General features: G+C 61.2%; 16 protein-coding genes and 1 other RNA gene. 14 read left to right on the top strand and 3 right to left on the bottom strand.

Going from position 1 to position 23,822, the window contains the following annotated elements:
• Positions 1-2: 2 nt before the first annotated feature.
• Together xdhB and xdhA are read right to left on the bottom strand one after the other, a co-directional pair.
• Positions 3-2,402, bottom strand: a complete 2,400-nt coding sequence (gene xdhB, locus ACWHXD_RS22380) for a xanthine dehydrogenase molybdopterin binding subunit (protein ID WP_138762356.1) — start codon at positions 2,400-2,402, stop codon at positions 3-5.
• Positions 2,395-3,843, bottom strand: a complete 1,449-nt coding sequence (gene xdhA, locus ACWHXD_RS22375) for a xanthine dehydrogenase small subunit (protein WP_138762355.1) — start codon at positions 3,841-3,843, stop codon at positions 2,395-2,397. The genes xdhB and xdhA overlap by 8 nt, the downstream gene beginning before the upstream one ends.
• A 280-nt stretch (positions 3,844-4,123) precedes the next feature.
• On the opposite strand from xdhA, the gene ACWHXD_RS22370 reads away from it, so the two are divergent.
• The 9 genes from ACWHXD_RS22370 (at position 4,124) to ACWHXD_RS22330 (ending at position 17,410) form a co-directional block, all read left to right on the top strand.
• Positions 4,124-4,783 carry a GntR family transcriptional regulator gene (locus ACWHXD_RS22370; protein ID WP_032895818.1) on the top strand — a complete coding sequence of 220 codons (660 nt, stop codon included), beginning with the start codon at positions 4,124-4,126 and terminating at the stop codon, positions 4,781-4,783.
• A gap of 2 nt (positions 4,784-4,785) precedes the next feature.
• A complete protein-coding gene (gene smc, locus ACWHXD_RS22365; RefSeq protein WP_138762354.1) occupies positions 4,786-8,274 on the top strand; it encodes a chromosome segregation protein SMC in 3,489 nt (1,162 codons plus the stop codon).
• Positions 8,275-8,532: 258 nt separating this feature from the next.
• Positions 8,533-9,396, top strand: a complete 864-nt coding sequence (zipA, locus tag ACWHXD_RS22360; RefSeq protein ID WP_032895820.1) for a cell division protein ZipA — start codon at positions 8,533-8,535, stop codon at positions 9,394-9,396.
• An 87-nt stretch (positions 9,397-9,483) separates the two neighbouring features.
• Positions 9,484-11,850 carry an NAD-dependent DNA ligase LigA gene (gene ligA / locus ACWHXD_RS22355; RefSeq protein ID WP_138762353.1) on the top strand — a complete coding sequence of 789 codons (2,367 nt, stop codon included), beginning with the start codon at positions 9,484-9,486 and terminating at the stop codon, positions 11,848-11,850.
• 288 nt (positions 11,851-12,138) lie between these two features.
• Entirely contained in the window at positions 12,139-13,305 is a 1,167-nt protein-coding gene (locus ACWHXD_RS22350) for a zinc-binding metallopeptidase family protein (RefSeq protein ID WP_138762352.1), read from the top strand.
• Positions 13,306-13,403: 98 nt separating this feature from the next.
• Positions 13,404-13,500: signal recognition particle sRNA small type (ffs, locus tag ACWHXD_RS22345), an RNA gene on the top strand.
• Between the two features lie 151 nt (positions 13,501-13,651).
• A complete protein-coding gene (locus tag ACWHXD_RS22340) occupies positions 13,652-15,613 on the top strand; it encodes a hypothetical protein (RefSeq protein WP_138762351.1) in 1,962 nt (653 codons plus the stop codon).
• Positions 15,614-15,771: 158 nt separating this feature from the next.
• On the top strand, positions 15,772-16,818 hold the full coding sequence (locus ACWHXD_RS22335; RefSeq protein ID WP_499084694.1) for an N-acetylmuramidase family protein: 1,047 nt from the start codon (positions 15,772-15,774) through the stop codon (positions 16,816-16,818).
• A gap of 1 nt (position 16,819) precedes the next feature.
• Positions 16,820-17,410: a hypothetical protein gene (locus ACWHXD_RS22330; protein WP_138762349.1), complete on the top strand. Its 591-nt coding sequence runs from the start codon at positions 16,820-16,822 to the stop codon at positions 17,408-17,410.
• A 121-nt stretch (positions 17,411-17,531) separates the two neighbouring features.
• Here the strand turns inward: ACWHXD_RS22330 and ACWHXD_RS22325 are convergent, their stop codons facing one another.
• The gene (locus tag ACWHXD_RS22325) at positions 17,532-18,395 is read right to left on the bottom strand and encodes a LysR family transcriptional regulator (RefSeq protein ID WP_003193202.1); all 864 of its coding nucleotides are present in this window, start codon (positions 18,393-18,395) and stop codon (positions 17,532-17,534) included.
• A 98-nt stretch (positions 18,396-18,493) separates the two neighbouring features.
• Between ACWHXD_RS22325 and ACWHXD_RS22320 the strand changes: the two genes are divergently transcribed.
• The 5 genes from ACWHXD_RS22320 to recR all read left to right on the top strand — a co-directional run bounded on the left by ACWHXD_RS22320 (position 18,494) and on the right by recR (position 23,800).
• Positions 18,494-19,435: a DMT family transporter gene (locus ACWHXD_RS22320; RefSeq protein ID WP_138762348.1), complete on the top strand. Its 942-nt coding sequence runs from the start codon at positions 18,494-18,496 to the stop codon at positions 19,433-19,435.
• 77 nt (positions 19,436-19,512) lie between these two features.
• The gene (gene dnaX / locus ACWHXD_RS22315; protein ID WP_138762347.1) at positions 19,513-21,573 is read left to right on the top strand and encodes a DNA polymerase III subunit gamma/tau; all 2,061 of its coding nucleotides are present in this window, start codon (positions 19,513-19,515) and stop codon (positions 21,571-21,573) included.
• Between the two features lie 43 nt (positions 21,574-21,616).
• Entirely contained in the window at positions 21,617-21,955 is a 339-nt protein-coding gene (locus ACWHXD_RS22310; RefSeq protein WP_003193199.1) for a YbaB/EbfC family nucleoid-associated protein, read from the top strand.
• Positions 21,956-22,096: 141 nt separating this feature from the next.
• A complete protein-coding gene (curA, locus tag ACWHXD_RS22305) occupies positions 22,097-23,131 on the top strand; it encodes an NADPH-dependent curcumin/dihydrocurcumin reductase (protein WP_138762346.1) in 1,035 nt (344 codons plus the stop codon).
• A gap of 66 nt (positions 23,132-23,197) precedes the next feature.
• Positions 23,198-23,800 (top strand): recombination mediator RecR, encoded by a 603-nt coding sequence (gene recR, locus ACWHXD_RS22300; protein ID WP_032895829.1) that lies wholly within the window; start codon positions 23,198-23,200, stop codon positions 23,798-23,800.
• Positions 23,801-23,822 lie beyond the last annotated feature (22 nt).

The following is a 23,822-nucleotide window of genomic DNA, read 5'->3' as shown; positions in this document are numbered from 1 at the left end:
GTCTAGAGCGAAGCCAATTCAGTGTCAGCCTCGACAGCTTTCGCCACCTGCAACTGCCGCATCTGCTCACACCCCCACAACACCCGCTCCGGCGTGGCCGGCGCATCAATGTGGGGCTGATGGCGATAATCACCGAGGCTCGCTACCGCATCCTTGATCGCACACCACGACGCAATCCCGAGCATGAACGGCGGCTCGCCCACGGCCTTGGAGTGGAACACCGTGTCCTCCGGGTTCTTGCGGTTCTCCACCAGCTTCACTCGCAGGTCCAGCGGCATGTCGGCCACCGCCGGGATTTTGTAGCTGGCCGGGCCGTTGGTCATCAGCTTGCCCTTGTTGTTCCACACCAGCTCTTCCATGGTCAGCCAGCCCATGCCCTGAATGAAGCCGCCTTCGACCTGGCCGATGTCGATGGCCGGGTTCAGCGAGGCGCCCACATCGTGCAGGATGTCGGTGCGCAGCATTTTGTATTCGCCGGTCAGGGTGTCGACGATTACTTCGCAGCAAGCCGCGCCGAACGCGTAGTAGTAGAACGGCCGCCCGCGTGACTGGCTGCGGTCGTAGAAGATTTTCGGGGTCTTGTAGAAGCCTGTGCTGGAGAGCGACACCTGGGCGAAATACGCCTGCTGGATCAACGCTTCGAAGCTGAGGATCTGCTCGCGCACGCGCACATGGCCGTTGCGAAACTCCACGTCCGCCTCGCTCACGTCGTACTTGCGCGCCGCAAATTCCACCAGGCGCTGCTTGATGGTTTCGGCCGCATTCTGCGCGGCCTTGCCGTTCAGGTCGGCGCCGCTGGAGGCCGCGGTGGGCGAGGTGTTGGGCACCTTGTCGGTGTTGGTGGCGGTGATCTGGACGCGGTCGATGTCTACCTGGAACACTTCGGCCACGACTTGCGCGACCTTGGTGTTCAAGCCCTGGCCCATCTCGGTGCCGCCGTGGTTCAGGTGGATGCTGCCGTCGGTGTAGATATGGATCAGTGCGCCCGCCTGGTTGAGGAAGCTGGCGGTGAACGAAATACCGAATTTCACCGGGGTCAGCGCCAAGCCCTTTTTCAGGATCGGGCTGTGGGCGTTGTACAGCCGGATTGCTTCGCGGCGCTCGGCATATTGGCTGCTGGCTTCCAGTTCGGCGGTCATTTCTTCGAGCATGTTGTGCTCGACGGTCTGGTAGTAGTGGGTGACGTTGCGCTCGGTCTTGCCGTAGTAGTTGGCCTTGCGCACCGCCAGCGGGTCTTGGCCCAGATGGCGCGCGATGGCGTCCATCACCTCTTCGATGGCGACCATGCCCTGGGGGCCGCCAAAGCCGCGATAGGCGGTGTTGGAGGCGGTGTTGGTCTTGCAGCGATGGCCGTTGACCGTGGCGTCGCCCAGGTAATACGAGTTGTCGGCGTGGAACATGGCGCGGTCGACAATCGAGTTGGACAGGTCCGGCGAACAGCCGCAGTTACCTGCCAGCTCCAGGTTGATGCCGTGCAGGCGGCCGGTGTCGTCAAAGCCCACGTCGTATTCGATATAGAAGGGGTGGCGCTTGCCGGTCATCAGCATGTCTTCGACCCGTGGCAGGCGCATCTTGGTCGGCTGGCCGGTGAGGCGCGCCACCACGGCGCACAGGCACGCCGGGCTGGCAGCCTGGGTTTCCTTGCCGCCAAAACCACCGCCCATGCGGCGCATGTCCACCACGATCTTGTTCATCGACACATCCAGCACTTCGGCCACCAGCTTCTGCACTTCGGTGGGGTTTTGCGTGGAGCAGTAGACGATCATGCCGCCGTCTTCGGTGGGCATCACCGAAGAGATCTGGGTTTCCAGATAAAAATGTTCCTGGCCACCGATATGCAAGGTGCCCTGGATGCGGTGCTTGGCGTTTGCCAGCGCAGTGGCCGAATCACCGCGTTGGTGGGTGTGGCTGTCGAGCACGAAGTGCTTGTTGCGAAACGCCTCGACCACATCCAGCACCGGCTCCAGGTCTTCATATTCAATCACCGCCGCCATCGCCGCTTTGCGTGCGGTTTCCAGGTCGCGGGCGGCCACGGCCAGCACCACCTGGCCGACGAACTGCACGGTGTCGATGGCCAGCAGCGGGTCGCCGGGCATCAGCGGGCCGATGTCTTTCAGGCCTGGCACGTCTTCGTGGGTGATGACTATGCGTACGCCGTCGAAGGCATAGCAGGGCGCGGTGTCGATGCTGATGATGCGGGCGTGGGCGCGGTCGGACATGCGCGCATACAGGTGCAACTGGTTGGGGAATTCCAGGCGGTCGTCGATGTACTGCGCTTCACCGCTGACGTGCTTGGCGGCGCTGTCATGCTTGACGCTGCGACCGACCCCGGTGGTGAGGTCCTGGGCAAACAGTGCGGCAAGTTCGGCCTGGGTTTTTACCACGGCGTGATGGTTAGACATAAGCGGTCACCCGAGTCTCGATGTGCGGCGTTTGCAGTTCGATGAAGTATTTGCGCAGCAGGTTCTGCGCGCTGAGCAGGCGGTATTCCTTGCTGGCGCGAAAGTCCGACAGTGGGGTGAAGTCCTGTGCCAGGGCGGCGCAGGCTTTCTCGACCGTGGCCAAGTTCCAGATGGCGCCCACCAACGCGGCCTCGCAATTTTTTGCGCGTTTTGGTGTAGCGGCCATGCCTCCGAAGGCAACGCGAGCCGCGCTGACCACACCGTTGTCGATCTTCAGGTTGAACGCTGCGCACACGGCGGAAATATCGTCGTCCAGACGCTTGGACACCTTGTAGGCCCGAAACAGCGTGTGGCCCTTGGGCACGATGATGGTCTCGATGAACTCGCTGTCCTGGCGGGCGGTGACGCGGTAATCGATGAAGTAGTCTTCCAGCGCCAGGGTACGGCGGGTGTTGCCCTTGCACAGTACGATCTGCGCGCCCAGAGCTATCAGCAACGGCGGCGAATCCCCAATGGGCGAAGCGTTGCCGATATTGCCGCCCAGGGTGCCCTGGTTGCGAATTTGCAGGGAGGCGAAGCGCTGCAGCAGTTCGCCGAAGTCCGGGTATTCGTGGTGCAGCGCGGCGTAGCAATCGGAGAGGGCGGTGGCCGCGCCGATTTCCAGGCGGTCGTCGAACTGCTCGATGCGCTTCATGGCTTCAATGTTGCCCACGTAGATCATCACCGGCAGGGTGCGGTGGAACTGGGTGACTTCCAGCGCCAGGTCGGTACCGCCGGCCAGCAGGCGGGCTTGCGGGTAGGCATCGTAGAGGTCGGCCAGGTCGGCGACGGTCAGCGGCACCAGGCAGCGCTTGTCACCGCTGTTGAGTTCACCGGTCTGGGTCGGCGCGATGGCCTTGAGGCGGGCGATGGTTTCAGCCTGGCGGCTGTCGAATTGATCCTGAGGCTTGTTGCAGCAGGCCTGTTCAGCGGCCGCGAGGATCGGGCGATAACCGGTGCAGCGACACAGGTTGCCGGCCAGGGCTTCATGGGCTTTCTGACTGTCGGGGGCGTCGCTGTTTTTTTGCAGGGCAAACAGCGACATCACAAAGCCTGGGGTGCAAAAGCCGCACTGCGAACCGTGGCACTCGACCATGGCCTGTTGCACGCTGTGCAGTTGGCCCTGGTGCTTGAGGTCTTCGACGCTGATCAGTTGTTTGCCGTGCAGTGACGAAACGAACGTCAGGCAGGAGTTGAGGCTGCGATAACGAATCTGCTCGGCGCCTTGCTCGTCGGTGTGCAGCTCGCCGACCACCACGGTGCACGCGCCACAGTCGCCACTGGCGCAGCCTTCCTTGGTACCGGGTTTGCCCACGTGCTCGCGCAGATAGTTAAGCACGGTCAGGTTGGGGTCCAGGGCGTGCTCGCTACGGAGTTCCTGGTTAAGTAAAAACTGGATCACGGAAGGCCTCGCAGACTCATTATTGTTGTTAACCGCTTTGCGCCGAATCTAGTCATGTCTGACTTTTCGGTCAATGGTTTTCTGACCTAAGGGTCAAGAAAATGCGGTCGCAACACGTTCAATTATGGTCCAGTCTTCTGGAACCGGCGTTTTTGGCGGCTTGCAGGCTTTCAACGTTGCTTATTTCATGCCAAATTCGCCACGGTGGGCGTAGCGCCATCAGCGGGCCAATGCGCTACACTGCCGCGCTTGTACCGATAGCAGATTTTGAAGGGAAAACATGACGTTCAAGGCGCCGGACAGTCTCGCCGAGCAAATTGCTCACCACCTCGCCGAACGTATCATTCGCGGCGATCTCAAGCCTGGGGAGCGGATCCAGGAACAGAAGGTCACGCTGGCGCTCAACGTCAGCCGTGGTTCCGTGCGCGAAGCCTTGCTGATCCTTGAGCGCCGCCATCTGATTGCGATCCTGCCGCGCCGTGGCGCCCACGTCACCGAACTCACCGCGCACAAGGTGCAGAGCCTGTGTACGTTGATGGGCGAGATGTACATCCTGCTCGGCAATGCGGTTGCCGAAGGCTGGCAGACCCAGGCCGACATGGCGCCGTTCCTGCAGATCCAGCAACGCCTGCAACTGAGCCTGGAGCGCGAGGACATCCGCGCCTTCGTCGAAGAAAGCTTCAACGTGATGCGCGCTGCGTACCCCTTCGCCAACAACCCGTATTTGCAGGAAACCGTTGAAAACCTGCAGCCGGCGATGAACCGCGCTTATTACCTGGCCCTGGATCAGCGCAAGGCGTCCATGAGCGAGTTCCAGGCGCTGTTCGCGCAATTGCTCGCTGCGGTGCTTGCCCGTGACCTGGTGCAGATTCGCCTGGTGCTCACAGCCTATTGCCAGCGCAGCAGTTCGCTGGTCATCGCAGCCTTGGCGGACGTCTAAGCGTGCGGCTCAAGTGCATCAAGTTGGCGGGGTTCAAATCCTTCGTCGACCCCACCACCGTGAACTTCCCCAGCAACATGGCGGCGGTGGTGGGGCCCAATGGCTGCGGCAAGTCGAACATCATCGACGCCGTGCGCTGGGTGATGGGCGAGAGCTCGGCGAAAAACCTGCGCGGCGAGTCGATGACCGACGTCATCTTCAACGGCTCCACCAGCCGCAAGCCGGTGAGCCAGGCCAGTATCGAACTGGTATTCGATAATTCCGACGGCACCCTGATCGGCGAATACGCGGCCTACGCGGAAATCTCCATCCGTCGTAAAGTCACCCGCGACAGCCAGAACAGTTACTTCCTCAACGGCACCAAGTGTCGTCGTCGCGATATCACCGATATCTTCCTCGGCACCGGCCTGGGTCCGCGCAGCTACTCGATCATCGAGCAGGGCATGATCTCCAAGCTGATCGAGGCCAAGCCCGAAGACCTGCGTAACTTTATCGAAGAAGCGGCCGGCATCTCCAAGTACAAGGAGCGCCGCCGCGAGACTGAAAACCGTATCCGCCGCACCCATGAAAACCTCGCCCGCCTCACCGACCTGCGCGAGGAGCTGGAGCGCCAGCTCGAACGCCTGCACCGCCAGGCCCAGGCCGCCGAGAAGTATCAGGAATACAAGGGCGAGGAGCGCCAGCTCAAGGCGCAACTGTCGGCCCTGCGCTGGCAGGCATTGAATGATCAGGTGGGCCAGCGCGAAGCGATTATTGGAACCCAGGAAGTCAGCTTTGAAGCACTGGTGGCCGAGCAGCGTAACGCCGACGCCAGCATTGAACGTCTGCGTGACGGCCACCATGAGTTGTCCGAGCGCTTCAATCTGGTGCAGGGCCGCTTCTATTCGGTGGGCGGTGACATTGCTCGGGTCGAGCAGAGCATCCAGCACGGCCAGCAACGTTTGCGCCAGTTGCAGGACGACTTGAAGGAAGCCGAACGCGCACGCCTGGAAACCGAATCGCACCTGGGCCATGACCGCACCTTGCTGCTGACCCTGGGCGAAGAGCTGGATATGCTCACCCCCGAGCAGGAAATCACCAGCGCCGCCGCCGAAGAAGCCGCCGCCGCCCTGGAAGAATCCGAAACCACCATGCACGGTTGGCAGGAACAGTGGGACGCCTTCAACCTGCAATCCGCCGAGCCACGCCGCCAGGCCGAGGTGCAGCAGTCGCGCATCCAGCAGCTGGAAACCAGCATGGAACGCCTGGCCGAACGCCAGCGCCGGCTGCAGGAAGAGCGCGTACTGCTCGCCGCCGACCCGGAAGACGCGGCAATCATGCAATTGAGCGAGCAACTGGCCGAAAGCGAAATGACCCTGGAAGAGCTGGAGGCCAGCGAAGAACAGCAAGTGGAGCGCCTGGAGCAACTGCGTCAGCAATTGCACACCGCGACCCAGGCGCAGCAGCAGGCCCAAGGCGATTTACAGCGGCTCAATGGTCGGTTGGCTTCGCTGGAAGCCTTGCAGCAAGCCGCGCTCGACCCCGGCACCGGCACCGCCGAATGGCTGCGCGACCAGCATTTGGCCGAGCGCCCGCGCCTGGCCGAAGGCTTGAAAGTCGAAGCCGGCTGGGAACTGGCGGTGGAAACCGTGCTGGGCGCCGATCTGCAAGCGGTGCTGGTGGATGATTTCGGCGGTTTCGACCTGGCCGGGTTTGCCCAGGGTGATTTGCGCCTGCTCAGCCCGGCGGCTGATGGTGCGCGGATGCCGGGCAGCTTGCTGGACAAGGTCGAGGCGGCGATAGATCTGTCGCCCTGGCTGGGCCAGGTCAGGCCGGTGGAGTCCCTTGAGCAAGCCCTGGCCCAACGCGGGCAATTGGCGGCTGGCGAAAGCCTGATCAGCCGCGATGGTTATTGGGTCAGCCGCCACTTCCTGCGCGTGCGCCGCGCCAGTGAAGCGGAAAGTGGCGTATTGGCCCGTGGCCAGGAAATCGTCAACCTGAGCGCCGAGCGTGAAGAACGCGAAGCCACCCTGGAAAGCCTGGAAACTGAATTGCAAACCCTGCGCGCCACCCAGCGCCAGCAGGAAACCGGCCGCGAACACCTGCGCCGTCTGTTGCAGGACGAAGCGCGCCAGCAAGGCGAGTTGAAAGCCCAACTGTCGGCGAGCAGGGCCAAGGTCGAACAATTGACCCTGCGCCGCACCCGTCTTGACGAAGAAGTAGCAGAGATGGGCGAACAGCGCGCCCTGGAACACGAACAGATCGGTGAAGCGCGCCTGCACTTGCAGGAAGCCCTCGACAGCATGGCCCTGGACACCGAACAGCGCGAATTGCTGCTGGCCCAGCGCGACAGCCTGCGCGAGCGCCTTGACCGCGTGCGCCAGGAAGCCCGGCAGCACAAGGATCACGCCCATCAGTTGGCCGTACGCCTGGGCTCGTTGCGCGCCCAGCATGATTCCACGCGCCAGGCCCTTGAACGCCTGGAGATGCAGTCCGAACGCCTGACCGAAAAGCGCGAGCAACTGAGCCTCAACCTGGAGGAGGGCGAGGCGCCGCTGGAAGAGCTGCGCCTCAAGCTTGAGGAATTACTCGACAAGCGCATGACCGTCGACGTCGAACTCAAGACCGCACAGATCGCCCTGGAAGACGCCGACCGCGAACTGCGCGACGCCGAAAAGCGCCGCACCATGGCCGAGCAGCAGTCCCAGTTGATCCGCGGCCAGCTCGAACAACAGCGCATGGAATGGCAAGCCCTCAGCGTGCGCCGCAAGACCTTGCAAGACCAATTGCTGGAAGACGGCTATGACCTGCACGGCGTACTCAACACCCTGACCGCCCAGGCCAACGAGAAAGACGCCGAAGAAGAACTTGAACGGATTGCCGCACGTATTCAGCGCTTGGGCGCGATCAACCTCGCCGCCATTGATGAGTACCAGCAGCAGTCCGAGCGTAAACGTTATCTGGATGCCCAGGACGCCGATCTGGTTGAAGCCCTGGACACGTTGGAAAACGTGATCCGCAAGATCGACAAGGAAACCCGTAACCGCTTCAAAGATACCTTTGATCAGATTAATGGCGGTTTACAGGCGTTATTCCCAAAAGTTTTCGGTGGTGGCAGCGCCTACTTGGAACTGACGGGCGAAGATCTACTCGATACAGGGGTAACGATCATGGCGCGGCCTCCGGGCAAGAAGAACAGCACCATCCATTTGTTGTCCGGTGGCGAGAAAGCCCTGACCGCATTGGCCCTGGTATTTGCCATCTTCAAGTTGAACCCGGCGCCGTTCTGCATGCTCGACGAAGTTGACGCACCGCTGGATGACGCTAACGTTGGACGCTACGCTCGGTTGGTTAAAGAGATGTCCCAGACCGTGCAGTTCATCTATATCACCCACAACAAGATCGCCATGGAAATGGCCGACCAGTTGATGGGCGTGACGATGCATGAGCCGGGATGTTCGCGATTGGTAGCAGTGGATGTGGAAGAGGCGATGGCGATGGTGGAATCCTGAGCCATGCCGGAGAGAGAATTTACAGCGCGGCGTAGGGCGATTTACCGGTCTGGGGAAAGTGGCAAATGGACATATTTGTTCAAGGCATTTTGACAGACGGTGTAAAGTTATCTTTGGTCGTGCTAGTTTAATGTCAATTTTTCGTGTGCGTGGGCAAAACGTCAGTCAGAACATAGAGTTGGCGCCACGTTTTAAAGCGGTTTGCACGGTGCTAAACCCCTTATTTTTCAGCATTTTTTATTAGAGGCACGGGATTACATGGAAATCGGTCTGCGCGAGTGGCTGATCGTCATCGGCATTATTGTCATTGCCGGTATTCTTTTTGATGGCTGGCGCCGCATGCGCGGTGGCAAGGGCAAGCTCAAGTTCCGTCTGGACCGAAACCTGTCCAACTTGCCTGACGACGACGGCGCCGCCGAGCTGCTGGGGCCGCCCCGTGTGCTGGATACCCATAAAGAGCCGCAACTGGACGAGCACGACCTGCCGTCGATGAGCGCGCCGCTGCGTGAAGCACGCGAGCCGTCGTCCAAGCGTGGCAAGCGCGGGAGCGCGGCGGTTGCCGAGCCGCATCAGGGCGACCTGAACCTCGACGTCGATGATGGCCCGAGCTTCAGCAGCCGCGATGACGATTTCCCGGACGAGACGTCCAGCAAGAGCGCGGCACGCCAATCGGTGAACGATCAGCCGGCGGCCGAAGAAGTCCTGGTCATCAGCGTGATCTGCCGCGACGCCGGCGGTTTCAAAGGCCCGGCACTCTTGCAGAACATCCTCGAAAGCGGCCTGCGTTTCGGCGAGATGGATATCTTCCATCGTCACGAAAGCATGGCCGGTAACGGCGAAGTGCTGTTCTCCATGGCTAACGCGGTCAAGCCGGGCACCTTCGATCTGGACGATATCGACCTGTTCAGCACCCCGGCGGTGAGCTTCTTCCTTGGCCTGCCAGGCCCGCGTCACCCCAAACAAGCGTTCGACGTGATGGTGGCCGCCGCCCGCAAGCTGTCCCAGGAACTCAACGGCGAGCTCAAGGACGACCAACGCAGCGTGCTCACCGCCCAGACCATCGAACACTACCGTCAGCGCATCGTCGAGTTCGAGCGTCGCGCCCTGACACAGAAACGCTGAGGATTGATCTTAAGCGTTGTCTGTAGAATCCGTGCACTAACATATTGAGCAGCTTCGGCTGCTCTTTTGCTTTATGAGAGAACACCCATGACCGCCGCCCATACCCGCATTCTCGAACTGCGCGCTGAACTGGATCAGCACAACTACCGCTACCACGTCCTCGACGAGCCGAGTATTCCGGACGCCGAATACGACCGCCTGTTCCACGAGCTCAAGGCCCTGGAGGCCGAGCACCCGGAGCTGGTGACGCGTGATTCGCCGACGCAGCGGGTTGGCAGTGCGGCGCTGTCGGCGTTCACCCAGGTCAAGCACGAGATCCCGATGCTCAGCCTGGGCAACGCCTTCGATGAAACCACCATGCTGGAGTTTGATCGCCGGGTCACCGAGGGCCTTGATCTGCCGGTGGGCGATCTGTTTGGCGCTGGCGCGGCGGTGGAATACAGCTGCGAGCCGAAGCTGGACGGCCTCGCGGTCAGCCTGCTGTACCAGGATGGCGAGTTGGTGCGCGGTGCCACCCGGGGTGACGGCACCACCGGCGAGGACATCAGCGTCAACGTGCGCACGGTGCGCAATATCCCTCTGAAACTGCACGGCACGGGCTGGCCGGCCACCCTGGAAGTGCGCGGTGAAGTGTTCATGTCCAAGGCCGGTTTCGAGCGATTGAACGCCTCGCAACTGGAAGTGGGCGGCAAGACCTTCGCCAACCCGCGCAACGCCGCTGCGGGCAGCCTGCGCCAATTGGACTCGAAGATCACCGCCAGTCGCCCGCTGGAATTCTGCTGCTATGGCATCGGCCAAGTGACCGCGGATATCAGCGACACCCATATCGGCAACCTCAAGCAGTTGCAGCAGTGGGGCATGCCGATCAGCCACGAATTGAAGCTGGCCAAGGGCATCCAGGAGTGCCTGGACTACTACCGCGACATCGGCGAGCGCCGCAATGCGCTGGGCTATGAAATCGACGGCGTGGTGTTCAAGGTCAACAGCATTGCCTACCAGCGTGAACTGGGCTTCCGCGCCCGCGAGCCGCGCTGGGCGATCGCGCACAAATTCCCGGCCATGGAAGAACTCACCGAACTGCTCGACGTGGAATTCCAGGTCGGCCGTACCGGTGCGGTGACGCCGGTGGCGCGCCTCAAGCCGGTCAAGGTGGCCGGCGTGACCGTGTCCAATGCCACCCTGCACAACATGGACGAAGTGGCACGCCTGGGGCTGATGATCGGCGACACCGTGATCATCCGCCGCGCCGGTGATGTGATTCCGCAGGTGGTTTCGGTGGTCACCGAACGCCGCCCGGAAAACGCGCGCGCCGTGCAGATCCCGCAAAATTGCCCGGTGTGTGGATCCCATGTGGAGCGCACGCAACTGGTTAAACGCAGCAAAGGCAAGGAAACCGTCAGCGAAGGTGCGGTATACCGTTGTGTCGGGCGCCTGGCCTGCGGTGCGCAGCTCAAGCAGGCGATCATTCATTTTGTCTCGCGCCGGGCCATGGACATCGACGGCCTGGGCGACAAGACCATCGAGCAACTGGTGGATGAAAAGCTCATCGGTTCGCCGGCCGATCTCTACAAGCTCAAGTACGAACAGATCATCGACCTGGAAGGCTTTGCCGATATTTCCAGCAAGAAGCTGATCAGCGCCATCGAAAACAGCAAGACCCCGACCCTGGCACGCTTTATCTACGCCTTGGGCATTCCCGATGTGGGCGAGGAAACGGCCAAGGTTCTGGCGCGCTCGCTGGCGTCCCTGGAGCGTGTTCAAAAGGCATTGCCAGAGGTGCTGACGTACTTGCCGGATGTCGGGCTGGAAGTGGCCCATGAGATCCATAGCTTCTTTGAAGACGGCCACAACCAGCAGGTGATTGGCGCACTGTTGTCGCCGGACGAATGCGGCCTGCAATTGCAGGAGCAGGGCGAGCTCAGCGCCGAATTCGCCGCCAGCACCACCTTGGGCGGTTTGCTCGACAAGCTGCACGTACCGTCGGTGGGGCCGGGCGCGGCGCAGAAACTGGCGGACAAGTTCGGTTCGCTGGAAGGCATCATCAAGGCTGACTGGCTCGATATGCGCCAGGCGCTGCCCGAGAAGCAAGCCAAGGCTGTACGGGAGTTTTTCGACAATGTCGACAACGCCAACCATGCCCTGGCCATCGAGCAACAGCTCAAGGACTTCGGCATGCACTGGCAGAGCGAGAAAAAGCTCGTCGAAGGCTTGCCTGAAGCTGGGCACACCTGGGTACTCACCGGCTCCCTGGAGCTGATGAGCCGCGATGTGGCCAAGGACAAGCTCGAAAGCCTGGGGGCCAAGGTGGCCGGTTCCGTTTCGGCGAAAACCCACTGTGTGGTGGCGGGACCGGGTGCCGGCTCGAAACTGGCCAAGGCCAATGAGCTGGGCCTGAAAGTACTGGACGAAGAGGCCTTCGTCGCCTTCCTGGCCAAGCACAACATCACCGTCTGATTGATCGTCCCCACGCTCCGTGTGGGAACGCATCCTATGACGCTCCGCGTCACGGCCTTCGCGCAGACGCAGAGCGTCCAAGGCGGCATTCCCACGCGGAGCGTGGGAACGAGCTCTCAACGCTGTAGGAGCGAGCTTGCTCGCGAAGATCCGGAGGGCGCCGCTGTGAACCAGGCGCCCCGCGTTATCGTTGACGAGCTTCGCGAGCAAGCTCGCTCCTACAGGGAGCAGTTGAACGATCCCGAGCGAGAAATGATCTAGTCTCTGTCACCCCAGGGAGAGATCGCCATGTTCCGCTACTTCGAGCAACTCAGCACGCGCATCGCCGCACCGTTCATGGCCGAAACCTCGCGCAACAGCAAGGTATGGCAATGCCGGTGCGGCCAGTCGCTGTTTTTTCGCAACAGCCAATGCCTGGCCTGCCAGGCGGCGTTGGGTTACCAGCCGCAGCAAAGCCGCCTGTCGTCCCTGCAACCTGGGCCGGTGGTCGGTACGTGGCTGGCGGACGATAATCTCGATGCCGGCGCTTTCCGGCGCTGCGCCAACCTCGACTCACCGGCCGCGTGCAACTGGCTGATACCTGCCCACAGCACCGCGCCGTTGTGCGTGGCCTGTAGCCTGAACCGCACCATCCCTGACCTATCGATTGCGGAAAACCCCGAACGCTGGCGCAAAGTCGAAACCGCCAAGCGCCGACTGGTGGCGCAACTGATCAGCCTGGGCTTGCAAGTGGTGCCCAAGAGCGTTGACGAAGAGACTGGCCTGGCCTTCGACTTCATCGGCATCGACCTGGAAGGCAATGCGCCCACCACCGGCCACGCCAATGGGCTGATCACCCTGGACATCAAGGAAGCTGACGACGCCCACCGCGAAAAAGTCCGCGTACAGATGCGCGAACCGTACCGCACCTTGCTCGGCCATTTTCGCCATGAAGTCGGCCATTACTACTGGGACCGCCTGATCGCCAACAGTCACTGGCTCACACCTTTTCGCAACCTGTTCGGCGACGAACGCGCCAGTTATGCCGAGGCCCTCGAGCAGCACTACCAGAACGGCCCGCGCCCGGACTGGCAACTCACCTGCGTGAGCGCCTACGCCACCATGCACCCCTGGGAAGACTGGGCCGAAACCTGGGCCCACTACCTGCACATGATGGATGCTGTGGACACGGCCCTGGGCTTTGGCATGAGCGCCCGCGAAATGGACCTGGATTACCAGCCATTCCCCTTGACCACGCTCTACGACCCCCAACACCCTGGCGGCCCGGCATTTCTCTGCTTCGTCAATGCCTGGATCGAACTGGCCGGCATGCTCAACGAACTGTCCCGTGCCATGGGCCAGCCGGATTTCTACCCCTTCGTGCTGCCGTCCGCGGTGATTGCCAAGCTGCACTTTATTCACCTGGTCATCCAGGAAGAAGGCGGCAGGGCCGATGGGGTTATGGCAAGTGCTTGAGCCTTCTCATTTTTTAATCCGGAACCAACGGTTGTAACTTCCGATGAGATGGGTACAATGGCGCGGCTTGCCGAGAGGCAGCGTCGTTATGGTGACCCCATCGGTCCCCCCGCAACGATTACCCGTGAACCTGGTCAGAGCCGGAAGGCAGCAGCCACAGCGGGAACATTGTGTGCCGGGGTGTGGCTGGTGGGGTTGCCTCCATAACGCTCCCTTCTGCAGTCCCTTCTAAAACCCAAGTTATTTTCAGCCAGTCATCTGTGATGCTTATTGCACAGTGCATGACGGTCATTTCGCATCTAGTGGCATACTCCCAAGCGTCTCTTCCCCCTGGCTACGAGGCTCTATGCACTCGGAACATTTCGACTTATCCAGCCCTGTTTTCTTGCCGATCACGGAGCACACCTGTGCGGGTTTGTTGGGCAGCGAGGGTTGCGATGCGCTTGTAGCCCTGAGTGAGCCGCAATTGGCGGCGGTGCTGGTGATCCAGAACCTGGCGCAGATGCCGGAAAGCGACCTGAGCGCCAGCGGTGCGGAAAAAGTGTTGGCCAAGCTGATTGACTGGGCAGTCGATGCCAGCCATTCGGCCAGTGTGTCCCTGCTGTCTGAAGCGCAGCGGCTGTTCGATCAGAGGAAGCTGTACTTCGGCCTCAATGTGGTCAAAAGCCTGAAGCTGCGCTTTCTGCTGGAGGAGGAAGTACAAGCGCGGGACTATCTGTTGCCCAGTGGCAAATGGGACGTCGAGTATAAAGTCCGCCACCTCAAGGCCAATGACCCGTTCAGCCAGCAGGTGATCACGCCCAGGCACCGCGAGCGCTGGTTGAGCGCCGAGCAGGACAAGCTGCTCAGAACCTTCCGCGCCAACCTGAACGAAGACCTGCATGTGCAAGGCTATGCCGGCATTGGCAAGAGTCACCTGCTGGTGGCCTTGCTGGAGCACCTGCGCCCGGAAAAGACCTTGTTGCTGGCGCGTACCCCGGCAAAACTCGAAACCCTGCGTGCCCGCATGGTGGGTGTACGGGAGCGTAAGGCTGGGCATACCTTCCAGGGCTTTGCCCATGCCCTGTTGCATGGGCCGAGGCCACAGCCGTTGAATACACCGGCGAGGGTGCCGACCAAGCAGGCGCTCGCTCAAGAATTGAATATCTTTGGTTTTCGCCGCCTGGAAGGGCAGGCGGTGGTGGAGGTGTGCCTCAAGGTACTTGAGGCCTACTGCTGTTCCTGGGAGTACAGCCTCTCAGCCCAGCATTTGCCGCATTTCAAGCAACCGCTCGCCGGCGTCGATGCCAGGGTGCTGCTCGAATATGCCAGCCGGTTATGGGGCTACCTAGAGGCGAACCCGGCCTGGGGCCGCCACACGGGGTTTGAAGCCTTGTTGATGATCAAACGCGCCAGCCTGGCAGGCTGCGTGGTGCCCGAGCGCTATACCCACGTGCTCATCGATGAGAGCCAGGACATCCCGGCGCCGCTGTTGCAAATCATCGAGCGCGGCCGCCAGGTGCTGATCACCTTGGGGGATGAGTATCAGCAGGCCAGCGGCGGCGTGGTCAAGCGTGCCCGTGAGGTTCGCCATACCGACGTGTGCTACTCCGTGCGTTCCGGACGCAATGTCGAGCGCCTGGTCAACCCATTGATCAGCTTGCACTCGGAAAAAACCAAATCGCTTTTCGAAGGCGCCCGCGATGCCGACGTGGGTATTGAGTTTTACCCCCAGGGTTTTGTGCCCCCGCAAGGTTGCGTGGTGTTGACCGCCTCCCATTGGGACACCATGCAGTGGGCGATCCAACTGAGCCACGCCCGTTGTGCGTTCGGCCTGGCGAGCAAAGAGGCCCAGCAGTCGCTCAAGCACTTCATGGACACGGTCATCGCGTTGTTCAAACCCGATTTCTATAGCAATGAATTCAATGACCTCGGCCCCCATCCGTTTTTCAGCGACATGGCCGATTGGCAGCAGGTGCGCGAAGCCTGCCAGTTCGATGAGGCGTTTGTGTGGGTCGAGGCCGAGCTGGAAAAAGGCTTTAACGTGGCGGATGTCACGCGTCTAAACAGGTTGATTGGCCATCCGGAGGAGCGCGTCCTGCTGATGCTGGCGCAGGACGCGGGCGGCATGGAGTTCGACCGGGTACTGCTCACTCCGGAACTGTTGACCAATGTGAAGTTCCAGGACGCCTACGCCTTCGATCAACGACTCTGTGCGGTGTATATCGCGATCTCACGGGCGAGGGTGCAGTTGTACCTGCCCTATGATGTGGTCGAGTGGCTCGACTACCACAAGTATCAAAAGACCCGTGAGTCCCACGGTTACTGACGGATTTAATCCGGCTGTTTCACAACTTTCATAAAGCTCTCTGGACAACCCACAGACCGCCTTGTTAGCTTGCGCCGGCCACTTGTTTCAGAGTATGACAAGGGCATGGATTTGATATTGAAGTGCTATCGCTTCTTTCACTCACAAGGATGTCTGTCATGAAAAGCCTGCAAGGGTTGCCTCGTCTTATCAGTGCTCCGGTAGGGACGCCCGGCAAAGCTCGCAACTTGCCCGCCGATGTTCAGTGCATCCAGTATTTATTCAATTTGATCATTCCCAAGATGGGTTTTGCCTTGCTCGAAAACGGCAAGTGCGACGGCCAGTTGGTGCAGTGCATCAGCCAGTACCAGTTTCGCCATCTCAAGTACGCCCATCCCGATGGTGTGATCGACCCTACCGGGCGCACGTTCAACAGTCTGATCGAAGAGGCGCTGAAGGTGCCGGTGCGGGGTTTTCCCACTACGCGCATTCCGACGTTTCTCAATATCTTCGGCAATAACAACGTCGATGCGGTGCAGGCCACGGTCAATGTGTACCTGGACCGTGTGCGTGCGGTGATCGAGGCTGAGCGGCGTAACCGGCAGTTGATGATGCAGTCCACCTGCGACGGCGGGACAACCTTGAGCGATACGGATTTCCAGAATGCCGCCAAGCTATTGGGCAACGGCATTTCAGTGAATGTGGTCAAGGCGTTCGCCACGGTGGAGTCGGGCGGTAAGGTGGGTTTCGGGCCCGCCAAGCTGCCGATCATCGCCTTTGAAGGGCACCACTTTCGCAAGTACACCAATCACATCTACGACCAGTCGCAGCCGCTGCTGTCGTATGTCTACAAGAAAAAAGCCGGCCCGCAATGGCAGACGAACAACAAGGATCAGGTCAAGGCCTGGGAGACCATGGCCACCGCCTTTGCGCTGGACCAGGAAGCCGCGCTGATGTCAGCCTCCTGGGGCATGTTTCAGATCATGGGGTTCAATTTCGCCGCATGTGGGTTCAAGACGGTGTTTGAGTTCGTGGCGTCATTGAAGATCAATGCCGGTAACCAACTCAAGGCCTATCTCAGCCTCTGCAGCCACAACTCGGCATTGTTGAGCGCGATGAAAAACAAGGACTTTACCGCCATGGCCCGTAACTATAACGGCGATGATTACGGCAACTATGACGTCCTGATGAAACAAGCCTACGAAGCCTTTGAAGGGAAGAAATAAGATGATTCGTTATCTGGCGATGGGAGTGTTGTCGTGGTGCGCCGTGGCGCCCGCGTTGGCCGGCTCGGCGGCGTTGCATTCAGGTAAATATGAAGGGCTGATGCTGGCGGTGACGCCTGGGCATCAGGTCGAAGGTTTCTACCAGGAGTCGATGGGCGAGGGTGTGGCCCGTGGCTGCACGTTCTACCTCCAAGGCAAGCCAGAGGCGCTCACCACCTGGCTGGACGCTGCCTACCCAGGCAGTGTGGCTGTGGCGCCCGACGGGGTGACCCTGACGGTGGAGGAGGGCCGCCAACACCCTGGCTGCATCAATGTGCTGATGCCGGAGATCGCCACCGGCCTGGAGCTGAGCCAGACCGCCAGCAAACAATGGATCGGCTTGGTGACGGTGTCTGCCGACAAGGCTTACCTGCTGAAAACGCCGGGCGCCAAAGCGGCAAAGCGGCCCTACATCGTCAAGCATGACGTGGTGGGCGTACTGGCGTTCAAAGACGGCTGGGCGCAGGTGGAATTTATCAACGCTGACGACCGTTCGTTCACGGGCTGGATCAGCCAGGGCCAGTACGCACGGTTGGCCGCGCCCAAGCCCTGAATTGTAGGAGCGAGCTTGCTCGCGAAAAGCGTCAACGATAACGCGTGCTTTCTGAATAAACGCGGCGACTGTGAGTTTTTCGCGAGCAAGCTCGCTCCTACATTAGGGCGATTAGGGCAAGTCAGCCGAAGGTCTCGCGCAGTAGCCCGGCAAACGCATCTCGCGCCAGGTGCCGCTGGGTGTCCGTGTGCCAGAACAGCAGGTTATCCACGGGCGCCAGCGCTTCAAAGCGATACGACGCCAGCTGATTGGCCTGTTCATAGCGCGCCAGGATCCCCTCGGGTGCCAACGCCACGCCAATCCCCGCACTGACGCATCCGATGATCGTGCCCCAACTGGCATAGCTGGCGATCGCAGGCTTGACGTCGTGGGGCTTGAGCCAGTTTTCCAGGGCGGCGCGATAAGGGCAGCCCGGCGGCCATACCAGCAATGTACGGCCGGCCAAGTCCTCGGCGCTGTTGATGGGGGCACTGCACGCGCTGGCGATGAGCACCAGGCGCTCGCTGTAGACCACGCTCTGTTCCAGCTTTGTGCGTTTGCCGCCGGCGGCCACCAGCGCCACATCCAGGCGGTGGTGCTGCAAATCGTCCAGCAGTTGCGCCCAGGCACCGGTGACCAGTTCCAGGCTGACATCGGGATAACGCCGGTGGTATTCCGCCAGTAATGGCGGCAGGCGCCCGCTGGCACTGGATTCCACCGCACCGATGCGCAAGGTGCCACGGGGAATGGCGTTGGCATCCACCGCACGTTTGGATTCATCCACCAAGGCCAGGATACGTTCGCAGTAATCCAGGAAGATCTCTCCCGCGGCGCTGATCGCCAGCCCACGGCCAGCACGGATAAACAACGGCGTGCCCAACTCGCTTTCCAGCTGCTTGATGCGCGTGGTGATGTTGGACGGCACGCAGTGCAATTGCAGCGCAGCCTGGGCCACGCTGCCGGTTTGCGCCACGGCTCGCACCATTTTCAGTTGGGCCAGTTCCATTGCTCAGTTCCAATGATTTCAGAAGTCAGAAACGCTTAATTGTCCTATGCCTGGCCTGGGCCAAGACTGGCAGCATTCCTTTTGCGTGGATGCTGTCGATGAATACTCCGTCACCTCTAAAGCTTACGCTAGTCATTGCCAGCGTTATCCTCTGTTGGGCGTATTCGCCGATCGGCGTGCACATGGGGCTGCACAGTTATAGCCCCGGCCAATTGGCGCTGCTGCGGTTTCTGATCGCATCGGTATTCATGGGCGGCGTAGCCTGGGTGGTGGGCATTGGACGGCCACCGTTGCGCGACGTGCCGTGGCTGTTGGTGTTGGGTTTTTTCGGGGTGTTCCTGCACCACACCAGTCTCAATTATGGGCAGCAATGGGTGACGGCGGCGGCGTCGAGTGTGCTGGCACAGTCGGCGCCGCTGTTCAGTGTACTAATCGCGTTTTTCTGCTTGAAGGAGCGGGTCAGCGCCTGGCGTTGGGGCTGCGTGCTGCTGGGGTTGGCCGGCGTACTGGTGGTGATCTGGGGCGACCAGGGCATGGGCGATCTCAACCCGCGAGGTTTGCTGATCTTGCTGGCGGCCTGCTCATGGAGTGTGTACTTCGCCATCCAGCGGCATCATGCCCAGCGCTACAGCCCGTTGACGATGGCGTGCTACATGGTGTGGTCCGGCACCCTGATGCTGTGCGTGCACCTGCCGGGCCTGCCCGGCGCCATCGTGCAGGCGCCGATGGCGGAGAATCTCGCCGTGCTGGTGCTGGGCATTTTCCCCAGCGCCTTGGCCTATCTGGCCTGGGGTTACGTGTTGAAGCACGTCGAGGTCAGTCGCGCGTCGGTGGCGATGTACCTGATTCCACCGGTTGCGATGCTGATGGCCGCCACACTGCTCGGTGAACACGTTGCCCTGCAGGTGATGCTGGGCGCGGTGATCGTGCTGGCCAGCGTCGCCGCTATCAGCCTGGAAAGGCGCGGGTGTTCAAGCGTGCTGGCAGAACGCCCGCCGGTGCCCTCTGGGAGGCCAATTGAACAGGCTTCGTCAGATTAGACGAGCGTGCCGGATGCAATTTCCCCCTTGCTCCGCTAGCATTACCGGCTTCCGCTTCCCAGTTGCGACGGTTTTCGATGAGTTATCAGGTTCTTGCACGTAAATGGCGCCCGCGCTCGTTCCGCGAAATGGTCGGCCAGACCCATGTGCTCAAGGCTCTGATCAATGCCTTGGACAGCCAACGGCTGCACCACGCCTACCTGTTCACCGGTACACGCGGGGTGGGCAAGACCACGATTGCGCGCATCATCGCCAAGTGCCTGAATTGTGAAACCGGTATCACCTCGACGCCTTGTGGCAACTGTTCGGTGTGCCGTGAGATCGACGAAGGGCGTTTCGTCGACCTGATCGAGATCGACGCCGCAAGCCGCACCAAGGTCGAAGATACCCGCGAACTGCTGGACAACGTGCAGTACGCGCCGAGCCGTGGCCGCTTCAAGGTCTACCTGATCGACGAAGTGCACATGCTGTCCAGCCACTCCTTCAACGCCTTGTTGAAAACCCTGGAAGAGCCACCGCCCTACGTCAAGTTCATCCTGGCTACCACCGACCCGCAGAAACTTCCGGCAACGATTTTGTCGCGGTGCCTGCAGTTCTCCCTGAAAAACATGACCCCCGAGCGCGTGGTCGAGCATTTGACCCATGTGCTGGGCGTCGAGAACGTACCGTTCGAAGACGACGCGCTGTGGTTGCTGGGCCGCGCCGCCGATGGTTCGATGCGCGATGCCATGAGCCTCACCGACCAGGCCATCGCCTTCGGTGAAGGCAAGGTCATGGCCGCCGACGTGCGCGCCATGCTCGGTACCCTGGACCACGGCCAGGTGTTCGACGTGCTGCACGCGCTGATCGAGGGGGACGCCAAGGCGTTGCTCGAAGCAGTGCGCCACCTGTCGGAGCAAGGCCCGGACTGGAACGGTGTGCTCTCCGAAATTCTCAACGTACTGCACCGCGTCGCCATCGCCCAGGCCCTGCCGGAAGGCGTGGACAACGGCCACGGCGACCGCGATCGCGTATTGGCCCTGGCCCAGGCTTTACCGGCCGAGGACGTGCAGTTCTACTACCAGATGGGCCTGATCGGCCGCCGCGACCTGCCCCTGGCACCCGACCCGCGGGGTGGCTTTGAAATGGTGCTGCTGCGCATGCTGGCGTTCCGGCCAGCAGATTCGGCAGACGCGCCGAGACAGCCGCTAAAGCCAGTGGGGATCAGCCAGGCCACAGTTGATTCCGCCAAACCAGTGGCTGGCGCGGCCGTTGTTGCGCCAGTAGTTGCTGCGCCTGAGCCGGTTGCGCCGGCACCTGAGCCCGAACCTGCGCCGGTTGCCGTAGCGCCTGTGGTCGAGCCCGAGCCGGTCATTGAGCCCGCGCCCGTGGTCGACCTGCCCTGGAATGACCCGGTCGAAGCACAAGTAGAGCCCGAGCAACAGCCCGCTGTAGAACCCGTGCTGGAAACCACCGGCGAGCAGCCCGAGCTGACGCCGATGCCTGCGCCGACTCCGGACAGCGTGGTGCCGGATGCCCCTGAGTGGGTATCGGCCCCGGTTCCTGAGCCGACGGTCGCCCAGGTTGATGCGGCTACCCCAGGCATTGACCTGGACGACGAACCGCCGCTGGACGAAGACTACATCGAGCCAGACATGGATTCGGCTTACAGCTACCTGGACGACTTGGCCAGCGAGCACACCGCCGAACCTGCGCCCGAGCCCGAGGCAGAACCTGCCGCGGCCCCGGCTACCGGCCTGGCCCTGCAATGGCTGGAATTGTTTCCGAAATTGCCGATCTCCGGCATGACCGGCAGTATCGCTGCCAACTGCACCCTGATTTCCATCGAAGGCGACCACTGGCTGCTGCACCTGGACCCGGCCCATAGCGCCTTGTTTAATGCCACCCAGCAGCGCCGGCTCAACGATGCACTCAACCAGTACCACGGGCGCACGCTGACCATCGCCATCGAACTGATCAAGCCCGAGCAGGAAACCCCGGCCCAGGCCGCGACCCGTCGGCGCCTTAACCGCCAGCGCGAGGCTGAGGATTCGATCCACGCAGATCCGCTTATCCAACAAATGATGCAACAGTTCGGTGCGGTCGTCCGCCACGATACTATTGAACCTGTCGAAGCCCCGGTGTCCCAAGCGTCATGACTCCGGGCTACTCATTGATCCACGTACTTTTGAGGTGATTCCCATGATGAAAGGTGGCATGGCCGGCCTGATGAAGCAGGCGCAGCAGATGCAGGAAAAAATGGCCAAGATGCAGGAAGAACTGGCCAACGCCGAAGTCACCGGTAAAGCCGGTGGCGATATGGTCAGCGTGGTGATGACCGGTCGTCACGACATCAAGCGTGTCAGCATCGACCCAAGCGTATTGCCGGGCGTGGGTGAAGATGACCTGGAAATGCTCGAAGCGCTGTTCGCCGCAGCCGTCAATGACGCTGTGCGCAAGATCGAAGCCAACAGCCAGGACAAAATGTCCGGCGTGACCGCTGGTATGCAACTGCCACCGGGCATGAAACTGCCGTTCTGACACACGCTTTTAGCTAGACTCAAATGCCAGGCATCGCGCCTGGCATTTTTTTTGCGCGGTCGAAACATCGAACCCCTAGCCTTCACCGATGGTCTGCACCCTATACCGTTGAAACCATTCACCGATAAAGGAGCCCCGCTGATGCCTCAAGAAATGACGCTCAACCAACGCATCGTTCTGGTCTCACGCCCTCAGGGCGCACCCACGCCGGAAAACTTTCGCCTGGAACGTGTAAACCTGCCGGACCTGGCAGACGGCCAGGTGCTGCTCAAGACCCTCTACCTGTCTTTGGACCCCTACATGCGTGGACGCATGAGTGACGCGCCGTCCTACGCCGCACCCGTGGAAATCGGTGAAGTGATGACCGGTGGGGCTGTCAGCCGTGTCGAGCAATCGCGCAACCCGAAGTTCGAAGTGGGCGACCTGGTGGTCGGCGTCACTGGCTGGCAAAGCCACTGTATTTGCGAAGGCCATAACCTGATCCCGCTGCCCAAGGGCCTGCCGAGTCCGTCGATGGCCTTGGGCGTACTGGGTATGCCGGGCATGACCGCCTATATGGGCCTGATGGATATCGGCCAGCCCAAGGCCGGGGAAACCCTGGTGGTGGCGGCTGCGTCTGGCGCGGTGGGGTCGGTGGTGGGCCAGGTGGCCAAGCTCAAGGGCTTGCGCGTGGTGGGCATTGCCGGTGGCGCCGACAAGTGCCGCTATGTGGTGGATGAGTTGGGCTTTGACGCCTGTATCGACCACAAGAGCGAAGATTTCGCCCATGAGCTGGCCCTGGCCTGTTTCAAGGGCGTGGACATCTACTTTGAAAACGTCGGCGGTAAAGTCTTCGATGCTGTGCTGCCTTTGCTTAACCCCAAGGCGCGCGTGCCGCTGTGCGGGTTGATCGCCGGCTATAACGCCCATGAAGCACCCAGCGGCCCTGACCGTTTGCCGGCGCTGCAACGCACTTTGCTGACCAAGCGGGTGCGCATCCAGGGCTTTATCGTGTTCGACGACTATGGCGACCGCCAGCCGGAGTTCCTCAGCGCCATGGCGCCTTGGGTGCGCGAGGGCAAGATCAAGTTCCGCGAGGACGTGGTCGATGGCCTGGAGCAGGCGCCCGAAGCCTTTATCGGCCTGCTCGAAGGGCGCAACTTCGGCAAGTTGGTGGTGCGCGTCGCGCAGGATTGAGTATTTGACGCTAATCCGGGGCGCGGGTATAAACCGCGTCTCGTTGTTTTGTCGGACCCTTCGCTCATGAGCTTCAGCCCCCTGATTCGCCAACTGATCGACGCCTTGCGCACTTTGCCCGGTGTCGGCCAGAAAACTGCCCAGCGCATGGCGCTGCAACTGCTGGAGCGTGATCGCAGCGGCGGCACTCGCCTGGCCCAGGCTCTGAGCCAGGCCATGGAAGGCGTGGGCCACTGCCGCCAGTGCCGCACCCTTACCGAAGAAGAACTCTGCCCACAATGCGCCGACCCGCGTCGCGACGACACGTTACTGTGCGTGGTGGAAGGGCCGATGGATGTATACGCCGTTGAGCAGACCGGTTACCGCGGGCGTTACTTTGTGCTCAAGGGCCACCTGTCGCCGCTCGATGGCTTGGGGCCGGAAGCCATCGGTATTCCACAGCTGGTGGCGCGGATCCAGGAGCAGGGCACCTTTACTGAAGTGATCCTGGCGACCAACCCGACGGTGGAAGGTGAAGCCACGGCGCACTACATTGCCCAACTGCTGACCAACAAAGGCTTGATCACTTCGCGGATTGCCCATGGCGTGCCGTTGGGAGGGGAGTTGGAGCTGGTGGATGGCGGTACCTTGGCGCACTCGTTCGCAGGCCGCAAACCCATCGCCCTCTAAAACCCACTGCAATCTGGGACTT

It is taken from the genome of Pseudomonas fjordensis (assembly GCF_976987115.1).
The sequence above is the reverse complement of the archived record's forward strand: the minus strand, read 5'-3'. Positions and strand labels throughout refer to the sequence as shown.